The sequence below is a fragment of the Neisseria sp. HMSC064E01 genome (assembly GCF_001808875.1).
Lineage (GTDB): Bacteria > Pseudomonadota > Gammaproteobacteria > Burkholderiales > Neisseriaceae > Neisseria > Neisseria sicca_A.
The window spans coordinates 7,076-17,463 of record NZ_KV794886.1; the positions used below are offsets into that span (position 1 = coordinate 7,076).

A 10,388-nucleotide genomic window follows, 5' to 3' on the forward strand; every position below is an offset into this window, starting at 1 on the left:
CGTACTGGTTTAAATTTAATCCACTATAAAAAAGAAAAAGGTCGTCTGAAATTGGTTTTCAGACGACCTTTTGTCAAACAGACCGCTCAGGCTTTATACATCATACGTTCCCATTACGCTTGCGCTGTCTAAAATATGTCCCTGCATGGCAAAGTGCAGGTCGTTGAAGCGGAAGCCGCGCGGTAGGTTTAATACGGTGTCGAGTGCGTAAACAATGAGTTCGTAGCGATGACGGCAGTTGGGCGGATACATACCGCCGTAGCCTGTGGCTTCTTCGATGTCCAACTTGCCCAACAGGCTTGCCCAACTGTTTGCGCCTTGCGTGTAGTCAGTGGCGGTCAGGCTTTCGTTTTCGGCGACGGAGGTGCGCTTGAGGTCGGAAATCAGCCAGTGGGTCCACACAAATCCGCTGGCGGTAATGGCGTCTTTGTCTTCCAAAACGACAGCAAAGGATTTCGTGCCTTCGGGCGCGCCGCTGATTTCAAAAGGGATGGAGTAAGTCGGCATGTTGTTCGGACTGAATTGGCTGCCGCGTTTGCCGTATTTGTCTTCAAATTCGCCGTTGGCAATGGCTGAAGTCGTTACCTGCATAGTGTTCTCCTGTGGGGGTGGGAAAGGGTCGTCTGAAAAAGGAAGGCTTGTTCAGACGGTGGGTGGATTGTCCGGTTTGCTGGGCTGCCGTTTTCAGATGACCTGTTTCATACCTGCCAATCTATCGGCGTCATGCCGTTTTCCTGCAAATAGGCATTGGCGCGGGAAAAGTGTTTGCAGCCGAAGAAGCCGCGATATGCGGACAGCGGCGAGGGGTGCGGCGCACTGAGGACGAGATGGCGGCTGCGGTCGATAAACGCGCCTTTTTTCTGCGCGTGGCTGCCCCAAAGCATGAAAACGACGTGTTCGCGGTTTTGGTTGATTTGGTTGACGACTTCGTCGGTAAAGCGCTCCCAGCCCAATGTCGCATGGGAATGCGCCTGCCCCGCGCGGACGGTCAGGACGGTATTGAGCAGTAAAACGCCCTGTTCCGCCCAATGTTGCAGATAGCCGTGTTGCGGGATTTGGAAGCCTTCGATGTCGTCCGCCAGCTCTTTGTAAATATTGACCAACGAAGGCGGAACGGCGATGCCTTCGCGGACGGAAAACGCCAGCCCGTGCGCCTGTCCTGCGCCGTGATACGGGTCTTGCCCCAGAATCACGACTTTGACGTTACCGAATTCGGTTGCTTTAAAGGCGTTGAACACGTCTTCGGCAGGCGGATAGATAATCCGTCCCATGCCGCGCTCTTTTTTGACGGTTTCGATGATCTGTTGGAAATAGGGTTCGGACTTTTCCGAGCCGATTGCTTCGTGCCAAGTTTGCATACTGATGCCCTCATGATCGTGAAAAATCATTATAACGCAGCAAGATGGATATGACGCTTTTTCTACTGACCGCCCATTCCCATCGGACATCTAAAATAAAATATCGTCATGATTGAATTGTCAGTCAGCCTTTGTGCCGTTATGATGGAGTCTGTACCACCCGAATCTTAAGGAATCTATATGACTGCTTGGTTTATCGCTGCTGCTGCCGTTCTGATTGTCGAGCTGTTTGTCGGCACTGTGTATCTCTTGGTTGTCAGTGCGGCTTTGTTCGGCGCGGGATTGGTGTATTGGCTGACCGGTGATACTTCGATTGCCGTTGCAGCGGCAGCCGTTTTATCCGCCGCCGGTATCTGGCTGGTACACGGCAAGTTCAAAAAAACTGCGCCACGCCAGGAACTGAATGATGATTTGGACATCGGACAGACTGTTCATATCCTCCAGCGCCTTCACGGCGATTGCTATGAAGTTTCTTATCGGGGGACATACTGGCAGGCACAGGCTGAAAATGCCGACGCCGTTCAGACGACCTCCACCGCCGTTATTACCGGTAAAAACGGTAATGTTTTGCTGATTCGTTTAAATTGATCATACGATTGAAAGGAGCATCATGGGCGAATTAATTACCCTTCCTGAAAATATTCATCTATTAATATTAATTTTTGCTCTCACAGCATAAGGAAAAACAATGGAATTTCTATACAGCTTCCCCGTCATCCTGCTGATTGTCGTCGTGATTTTCGGCTTCAAGTCGTTTATCGTCGTGCCGCAACAGGAAGTTTACGTCGTTGAACGCCTCGGCAGATTCCACAATGCGCTGACTGCCGGTCTGAACATCCTGATTCCTTTCGTTGACCGCGTCGCCTACCGCCACTCGCTCAAAGAAGTGCCTTTGGACGTTCCCAGCCAAGTTTGTATCACCCGCGACAATACCCAGCTTACCGTTGACGGCATCATCTACTTCCAAGTAACCGACCCGAAACTCGCTTCCTACGGCTCCAGCAACTACATCATGGCGATTACCCAGCTTGCTCAAACCACGCTGCGTTCGGTTATCGGCCGCATGGAGTTGGACAAAACGTTTGAAGAACGTGACGAAATCAACAGCATCGTCGTTTCCGCGCTCGACGAAGCGGCAGGCGCATGGGGCGTGAAAGTATTGCGTTACGAAATCAAAGACTTGGTTCCGCCGCAAGAAATCCTGCGTTCTATGCAGGCGCAAATTACCGCCGAACGTGAAAAACGCGCCCGCATCGCCGAATCCGAAGGCCGCAAAATCGAGCAAATCAACCTCGCCAGCGGTCAGCGCGAAGCGGAAATCCAACAGTCTGAAGGTGAAGCGCAAGCCGCCATCAACGCGTCAAACGGTGAAAAAATCGCCCGCATCAACCGCGCACAAGGTGAAGCCGAAGCCCTGCGCCTGGTTGCCGAAGCCAACGCCGACGCCATCCGCAAAATCGCAGAGGCAGTCCGCTCAGAGGGCGGCTCAGAAGCCGTCAACCTGAAAGTTGCCGAGCAATATGTCGCCGCCTTCAGCAATTTGGCAAAAGAAAGCAACACGCTGATTATGCCTGCCAACGTCGCCGACATCGGCAGCCTGGTTTCAGCCGGACTGAAGATTATCGACAGCAACAAAGCGGCAAAATAAACCTTACGTTTTGCCACAAGGTCGTCTGAAAACGAGTGCAACGCGTTTCGCTAGAATAAAGAGTGAATTTCGCCAAACCGTTTTTTCAGACGACCTTTATTCACATGATTGCAGACAGAATGCCCATCTGACCAAGCTTCAATATAGTGGATTAAATTTAAATCAGGACAAGCCGACGAAGCCGCAGATAGTACAGATAGAGACCTTTGCAAAATTCCCCAAAATCCAGATAGTACGGAACCATTCACTTGGGTGCTTCAGCACCTTAGAGAATCGTTCTCTTTGAGCTTAAGGCGAGGCAACACCGTACTGGTTTAAAGTTAATCCACTATACATTCTGATTGTTACCCAAGACCAATTCAATGACTCAGAAAACACACACCATCAAAACCTACCTCGTCGGCGGCGCCGTCCGCGATTATCTTTTAGGTTTGCCCGTCAAAGACCGCGACTGGGTGGTCGTCGGTGCCGACGCACAAACCATGCTGGCGCAAGGCTTCCAGCCGGTCGGCAAAGATTTTCCCGTGTTCCTCCACCCTGACACCCACGAAGAATACGCCCTCGCCCGTACCGAACGTAAAACCGCCAAGGGCTATGCCGGTTTCAGTTTCCACGCCGACAAAGACGTTACGCTGGAGCAGGATTTGATGCGCCGCGACCTGACCATCAACGCGATGGCGCAGGATTCAGACGACCTCATCATCGACCCCTTCGGCGGACAACAGGATTTGGCAGCGGGCATTTTGCGCCATGTCTCGCCCGCCTTTGCCGAAGACCCCGTCCGCATCCTGCGTACCGCCCGCTTTGCCGCGCGCTACGGGTTTGAAATCGCCGAAGAAACCATGAAACTGATGCGGCAGATGGTTGAAAACGGTGAAGCGGACGCTTTGGTTGCCGAACGCGTTTGGCAGGAGTTGGCGAAAGGTTTGATGGAAAAAAATCCCCGCAGGATGATTGAAGTATTGCGCGAATGCGGTGCACTCAAAGTCTTGCTGCCCGAAGTCGATGCCCTCTTCGGCGTGCCGCAACGCGCCGACTATCACCCCGAAATCGACAGCGGCATCCATACCCTGATGACGCTGCAACGCTCCGCCGATATGGGGCTGAGCCTGCCCGAGCGCTACGCCGCCCTGCTGCACGATTTAGGCAAAGCCAAAACACCGCCCAACATCCTGCCCAAACACCACGGACACGACCTCGCAGGCGTCGAACCCGTGCGCGAAGTCAATCAGCGACTGCGCACGCCGAGACACTGCGCCGAGCTTGCCGAACTTGTCTGCCGCTGGCACATTATGTTCCACCAAGTCGGGCAATTCAAAAACAAAACCATCTTAACCGTTTTGAAAAAAACCGACGCTTTCAGACGACCCGAACGCTTCGCCGCCGCTTTAAATGTCTGCATTGCCGATACACAAGGTCGTCTGAACCGCGAAAACGCCCCCTACCCGCAACGCGCGCACTGGCTCGCCCTGCTCGAAGCCGCCAACCAAGTGGATTCGGGCAAAATCGCCGCCGAATGCCGCGCGCAGGAAAAAGCGCACCTTATCGCCGAAGAAATCGACCGCGCGCGCTTGGCTCAAATCGCCCCGCTGCAAAAAGCGTATAAGACAGAAAAATAGGAAGCTATTGATGACATCTTCACGTTATAAAATCGAACGCGCGCCCGACGGCATTACTGTGTCTGCTCGTGTTGTACATGACTCTCAGGAAATCGGTTTTACCGCTCTATTTCTTATATTTTCCTTTGCTATTACATGCATCGCGCCGTTTTACCTTGAAGAGCATTATTTCACTGATCCAATAATAATTCTTATCCATATACTTTTTACTTTCTACCTAGTCGGCTCACTGGTTTACAGCCTTCTCTGGCAACTTTTCGTACGTGAAAACATCAAGATCCGTAACCATACCCTGTCTCATGGATACACCTTGTTCTCCATTGGACGTTGGCGTAGTTTTCCGCTATCAGAAATTTCCGAATGGCAGTTTCGTGACAATATTCCCAAAGCTCCTGTTGCAAGAGGAAGGGAAGCTGAGTACCCAAACAAAAACTACTACCAAAATGGTATAAAACAACCAAAAAACGATATCCCCAATATCTTACATATCCAAAAATGCAAACAAGGCGCATGGTCTTTCGATTATCAGGAAAAAACCATACTTATCGGCGATTTTTTTGACAGCCGTGATGCTCAGATAATCAATACTGAATTGAACAGGTTTATCCCAGCATCCGCTAAAGCCCGTCAACTTTCAGACGACCTTTAAAACAGCTGCCGCCATATCCGCTATAATCTGCCTCTCAGCCATTTCGTTACAAATATAAAAACCATGACCCTACAAACCGATTTATTGCCCAAAATCAACAACGAAGATTACCAACGCCTCATCCTCAAACACAGCGTAGAATTCAGCGAAGGCGAAATCCGCCTGTTGAACGAAATCCTCGAAAAATTCACCTTCGACGTCGTTCAGGCGCAGGCATTGGCGCAGGCGGTGATGCAGCAGGTGCGCTTTGACCCCAACGCCTACCACATCGACAGCGACGACGAAGACACCACAGGCATCTGCCCCCACTGCATCAACCCGCCCATGCCGCCCCTGCGCGATTACCTCGTTTGGCGCGAAACACGCGGCTGAATCCCTTTCAAAAAGGTCGTCTGAAAACGGCAAACCGCTTTTCAGACGACCCCGAACCCATCGGAAAACCCATGCTGCAAACCGACAACCTGACCGCCGCCCAACCCCAGCGCATCATCACCGCCCAAAGCATCTCCTCGCAGGAAGAGTTGCTTGAGCGCGCCCTGCGCCCTAAAACGCTGGACGACTATATCGGGCAAGACAAAGCCAAAGAACAGCTCGCCATCTTTATCCAAGCCGCCAAAAAACGCGGCGAAGCCCTAGACCACACCCTGCTCTTCGGCCCGCCCGGGCTGGGCAAAACCACGCTGGCGCACATCATCGCCAAAGAGCTGGGCGTCAACCTGCGCCAAACCAGCGGCCCCGTCCTCGAACGCGCCGGCGACCTTGCCGCCCTTCTGACTAATCTCGAGCCGCACGACGTATTGTTCATCGACGAAATCCACCGCCTCAGCCCCGTCGTCGAAGAAATCCTCTACCCCGCGCTCGAAGACTACCAACTCGACATCATGATAGGCGAAGGCCCTGCCGCCCGTTCCGTCAAAATCGACCTGCCGCCCTTCACGCTCGTCGGCGCGACCACCCGCGCAGGTATGCTGACCAACCCACTGCGCGACCGCTTCGGCATCGTTGCCCGCTTGGAGTTTTATCAAAATCAAGACCTTGCCACCATCGTCAGCCGTTCCGCGCAATTACTGCAACTCGACATGGGCGAAGAAGGCGCGATGGAAGTCGCCAAACGCAGCCGCGGCACGCCCCGCATCGCCAACCGCCTACTGCGCCGCGTCCGCGATTTTGCCGATGTGAAAAACAACGGCGTAATCGATGCCGCTGTCGCCGATGCCGCTTTAAGCATGCTGGATGTGGACGCACAAGGTTTGGACGTCATGGACAGAAAATTCCTCGAAGCCATCCTGCACAAATTCAGCGGTGGCCCCGTCGGTCTTGATAACGTTGCCGCCGCCATCGGCGAATCCACGGACACCATCGAAGACGTGATCGAGCCTTACCTCATACAACAAGGTTTCCTGCAACGCACCCCGCGAGGCAGAATGGCGACCGAACGCACGTACCTGCACTTCGGCTTGAAAATGGAAAAATAAGCGTATCGAAATAAAGAAAGGTCGTCTGAAACCGGATTTTTGGTTTTCAGACGACCTTTTGTTATCAGCGTAGTTGGTGCGGATAGATTTTAAAGCAGAGCAAGGTAATCAAGTCTGAGAAGATACAGAGATTGAGAAACGATTTGCCAAGCAGTTCAGCACATTAGACCACAGAAGCCAGTTCCGCCCTCATAGCATCAATCACCGCCTTATAGTCCGGCTTGCCAAAAATGGCCGAACCTGCCACAAAAGTATCGGCGCCCGCCGCCGCGACGGCGGCGATATTGTCGGTTTTGATGCCGCCGTCCACTTCGATGGTAATGTGCCGCCCGCCTTGCGCTTCGTACTGATCCAACATCGCCCGCACTTGACGGATTTTTTCAAGGGTGTGTGGGATGAAGCTTTGACCGCCGAAACCGGGGTTGACCGACATCAGCAATACCATGTCCAACCTGTCCAATACGTTTTCCAAAATGTAGGCGGGAGTTGCCGGATTCAACACCAATCCTGCCTGACAGCCTGCGTCTTTAATCAGGCTCAGGCTGCGGTCGATATGGCGGCTGGCTTCGGGATGAAACGTGATAATCGACGCCCCTGCTTTGGCAAATGCCTGAATCAGATCGTCAACGGGTTCGACCATCAGATGCACATCAATCGGCACGGTGGCATAAGGCTTCAACGCTGCGCAGACCATAGGGCCGAACGTCAGGTTCGGCACATAATGATTGTCCATCACGTCGAAATGGATCAAATCGGCTCCCGCTTCGATAACTTTCGTTACTTCTTCGCCCAAACGGGCAAAATCGGCGGATAAGATACTGGGCGCAATACGGAAATTGTGGTTCATAGAAATCCAGTCGGATGGTGTGGTTTGATAAACGGATAATTTTTCATATTCTACCACCAACGCCTCACGCAACACTAACTATGCATTATTAATATTTAACAAAAGTAAGCATATGCATAGATAATTATTGGTTAACGATATGTTTTGACAGAAATAAAATAAAGATATGAAGTTAACAAAAGTTAACTGGAGGGATACTGCCTTTCACACGCTAATCGGGTATATTTGCGCGGTTACGGAAACTAGGAAAACACTGTGTCTGCTGGATTTAAATCTTATTTACCCCTCTGTGCATTATCAGTTGCGCTACTGATGGCTGTTAGCCCTGTGCACGCCGGCCCCCAATATATCAAGCTGGACGATTTTCAAGCCAATTGCGACATCCGCTCCCTTAATCTGACGCAAGACCAACACAATGCTTTGCGCCGCATCCGTAATGATTACAAACAGGCATCGGACAAAGCATACCGTAAACTCGTCCGCACAGACCGTAACCGCCGCCAAGTCATTATGAAAATCCTTGCGGCAGATAATTTCGATCAAAACAACGCGCGCGATTATGTCGAAACCCGCTACTTGTCGAGCATGGATTTTGCCGTAGAAGAATTAGAAATCCAACACCGCTTCTACCACCTGCTCAACCCGCGCCAACGTCAGCTTTGGCTCTCTTCCTGCCTTCGCTGACATATCGCTTTCCTGATTTATCCGTACAAAAAGGTCGTCTGAAATTCTTGAACTGCACTTTGTGAGTTGGACATCCCCTCCAACTCATAAAGTGCAGTTTTTTATGATTCAACATACATCACACTTCAAATACCAAGCCGTATTCCACTACCTGCGCATACGCAGCCGACAGAAAAATAGTGAAGGAAATACTGCCCAAAACCACTCACTGACTGACAGGCAAAGAAGCGCTACTTCATTCCGACCAAAGCGTGTTTTACCGTACGCTCGGATATAAGCAATTGCTTACGGAACATTCCATAATTCAAAGCATGTTGCGTAAGGCGAGCTGTTGGGACAATGCACCAATGGAAAGTTTCTTTGCCACGTTGAAGACGGGGCGTTTTTATAGCGTTGCGATTTAACAAGGAGAAAACCGACAACAAACCCACTACTTCCACTGCAACCAAACTGGATTGGTCCTTTGGGGCTTTTTGCCTTTGCAATCCCTCTTATAATAAAAGGTGGTGCAATTATAAAAGGTCTTTTTATTTGTAGCTTCAGCAGCAGTTAGATATGCTGGCAGTAAAGCTATTAAGATCGCACAGTCTCAATCACAAACTAAAGCGCAAGCTATTGCCAAGCCTGTACCACCTGCCATAGCTCAAAATAACGCCAATAAAAAAGGCTGTGGAAAATGTACTCGTACGGATACTGGTATAGTGGGGGCTGAAGCAGGTACCCCTATGCCACCTGATGACGATGATGGGAAGAAAAATGAAAAAAGCTCTATTGATAATATAGTTAAAGATAAAAATGGAAATTATATTGAAAAAGTTAATAAAGGAGCAACCGAAAATATCAGAACAGTCTCAAAACAAGAATTTAACAATATAAGAAAAGAACTATTAAAAAATTCAAAAAAAGTTAGAGAATATAGTAACAGCATAGGAACTTGGGACGAATTACCAAATGGCGATAAATTTGGTATTAGGCACTCGTCAAGACATAGTGAAATACTGGATTGCAATGCCAAAGTGCTTCCACGAGATTTTAAAATCCATCAAAAATAATATAACATTAGGAGATTTTTATTATGCATAACCCTAGAGAACATATATATATTGATAAAAAGTTAAAAGCTAAAGGATACTGCGATTTAAACGATTATATTGATAAAAGGAGTAACGAAATATTAGATGATGAAGTTTGGCTATGGAGAACCAAGATTGGAATACAAGATGATTTTCCTGAATTATCAAATTGCGAGATTATTGAAATATTAAGGGATGTAATGACTAGCATTGTAAAAAAGGGAGGAGTTATCTGTGATTATTCCAATGGAAAAGCAACACATATAATAAAAAATATGATGACTTATCCTCCCCATTACTAATATCGGATATTGTTAATTTCTTGCTTCTCAATCCTGACTATGGAAGTGATGGAAATGGTATTTGGTATGAATAACAAATCTTTAGTAAATCCCCCCTAGCAAACCATAGCCCATATGTAGAGTGCGTGCCCCAAGGTACGTACGTAGTTTCTTACTCCAAATTATTTATAAAGTGTAAAAAGGTCGTCTGAAACCGCCAAACGGTGTTTTCAACAAGCGTAGGTTGGATCGAGACTCAAAAAAAACATCAAGGTCATCTAAAATCAATTTTCAGACGACCTTCTCTATCATTTTTATCCAAACAATACTGGAGGAGGTATGGATGGAAATTGGTTGGCTATCAGCAATGTTTTTCCGCAATGGAGCAAAACAGCCAGTTAAAATTAGATTTACAAAATAGTTACAAAGGAAATGTTTATGAAAAAAATAAATGATATTTTTATTGGACAGCATTTTTGTTTACCTAATAATTTTTTAATACCAAAGTATGATACTTTTTTGTTCTTTGATTTTGGGCTTGGAACACAGTCAGCGTTTATTAAGGATTTTTCTGACTTGTTAGACTTAGGTGGCTTTAATCAACAAGTTAATGTTTTTGACTATGATTTTAATATTATTGTAGAGAACTGGATTCTTAAACATGATGACTCATTAGAATATGTTAAAAGAGTAGTAAGCTATATAAATGATAATGGTGATAATGGAGTTATTATGGCAGATACTGATTTAAATT

At 48.6% G+C, this 10,388-nt stretch carries 13 protein-coding genes; 10 read left to right on the forward strand and 3 right to left on the reverse strand.

The annotated features are described in order from the left end of the window. Window positions 1–93: 93 nt before the first annotated feature. Window positions 94–591, reverse strand: a complete 498-nt coding sequence (locus HMPREF2572_RS01610; RefSeq protein ID WP_070495814.1) for a YbhB/YbcL family Raf kinase inhibitor-like protein — start codon at window positions 589–591, stop codon at window positions 94–96. 107 nt (window positions 592–698) lie between these two features. Then, on the reverse strand, window positions 699–1,358 hold the full coding sequence (gene ung, locus HMPREF2572_RS01615) for a uracil-DNA glycosylase (RefSeq protein WP_070495816.1): 660 nt from the start codon (window positions 1,356–1,358) through the stop codon (window positions 699–701). Between the two features lie 180 nt (window positions 1,359–1,538). On the opposite strand from ung, the gene HMPREF2572_RS01620 reads away from it, so the two are divergent. The 6 genes from HMPREF2572_RS01620 (at window position 1,539) to ruvB (ending at window position 6,749) form a co-directional block, all read left to right on the forward strand. After that, window positions 1,539–1,946, forward strand: coding sequence for an NfeD family protein (locus HMPREF2572_RS01620; protein WP_070495818.1), 408 nt, complete (start codon window positions 1,539–1,541; stop codon window positions 1,944–1,946). Window positions 1,947–2,046: 100 nt separating this feature from the next. Next, window positions 2,047–3,006, forward strand: a complete 960-nt coding sequence (locus HMPREF2572_RS01625; protein ID WP_070495820.1) for an SPFH domain-containing protein — start codon at window positions 2,047–2,049, stop codon at window positions 3,004–3,006. Window positions 3,007–3,389: 383 nt separating this feature from the next. After that, complete coding sequence (locus HMPREF2572_RS01630) at window positions 3,390–4,625, forward strand: multifunctional CCA addition/repair protein (protein ID WP_070495945.1); 1,236 nt, start codon at window positions 3,390–3,392, stop codon at window positions 4,623–4,625. Window positions 4,626–4,635: 10 nt separating this feature from the next. Further along, complete coding sequence (locus HMPREF2572_RS01635; RefSeq protein ID WP_045074600.1) at window positions 4,636–5,274, forward strand: hypothetical protein; 639 nt, start codon at window positions 4,636–4,638, stop codon at window positions 5,272–5,274. Window positions 5,275–5,337: 63 nt separating this feature from the next. Then, window positions 5,338–5,646, forward strand: a complete 309-nt coding sequence (locus tag HMPREF2572_RS01640) for a hypothetical protein (RefSeq protein WP_019270909.1) — start codon at window positions 5,338–5,340, stop codon at window positions 5,644–5,646. A 71-nt stretch (window positions 5,647–5,717) separates the two neighbouring features. Next, window positions 5,718–6,749, forward strand: a complete 1,032-nt coding sequence (gene ruvB / locus HMPREF2572_RS01645; RefSeq protein WP_070495822.1) for a Holliday junction branch migration DNA helicase RuvB — start codon at window positions 5,718–5,720, stop codon at window positions 6,747–6,749. 163 nt (window positions 6,750–6,912) lie between these two features. Here ruvB and rpe read toward each other — a convergent pair whose 3' ends face one another. Beyond that, window positions 6,913–7,596, reverse strand: a complete 684-nt coding sequence (rpe, locus tag HMPREF2572_RS01650; protein WP_070495823.1) for a ribulose-phosphate 3-epimerase — start codon at window positions 7,594–7,596, stop codon at window positions 6,913–6,915. A 312-nt stretch (window positions 7,597–7,908) separates the two neighbouring features. On the opposite strand from rpe, the gene HMPREF2572_RS01655 reads away from it, so the two are divergent. From HMPREF2572_RS01655 to HMPREF2572_RS01670, 4 genes are all read left to right on the forward strand, one after another. Continuing rightward, a complete protein-coding gene (locus HMPREF2572_RS01655; RefSeq protein WP_246827736.1) occupies window positions 7,909–8,280 on the forward strand; it encodes a Spy/CpxP family protein refolding chaperone in 372 nt (123 codons plus the stop codon). A 701-nt stretch (window positions 8,281–8,981) separates the two neighbouring features. After that, window positions 8,982–9,332 carry a hypothetical protein gene (locus tag HMPREF2572_RS14520; RefSeq protein WP_168161770.1) on the forward strand — a complete coding sequence of 117 codons (351 nt, stop codon included), beginning with the start codon at window positions 8,982–8,984 and terminating at the stop codon, window positions 9,330–9,332. A 23-nt stretch (window positions 9,333–9,355) separates the two neighbouring features. Then, the gene (locus tag HMPREF2572_RS01665; protein ID WP_070495829.1) at window positions 9,356–9,655 is read left to right on the forward strand and encodes a hypothetical protein; all 300 of its coding nucleotides are present in this window, start codon (window positions 9,356–9,358) and stop codon (window positions 9,653–9,655) included. 417 nt (window positions 9,656–10,072) lie between these two features. Further along, window positions 10,073–10,388: hypothetical protein (locus tag HMPREF2572_RS01670; protein WP_070495832.1), on the forward strand; the 316-nt coding region annotated here is incomplete at its 3' end.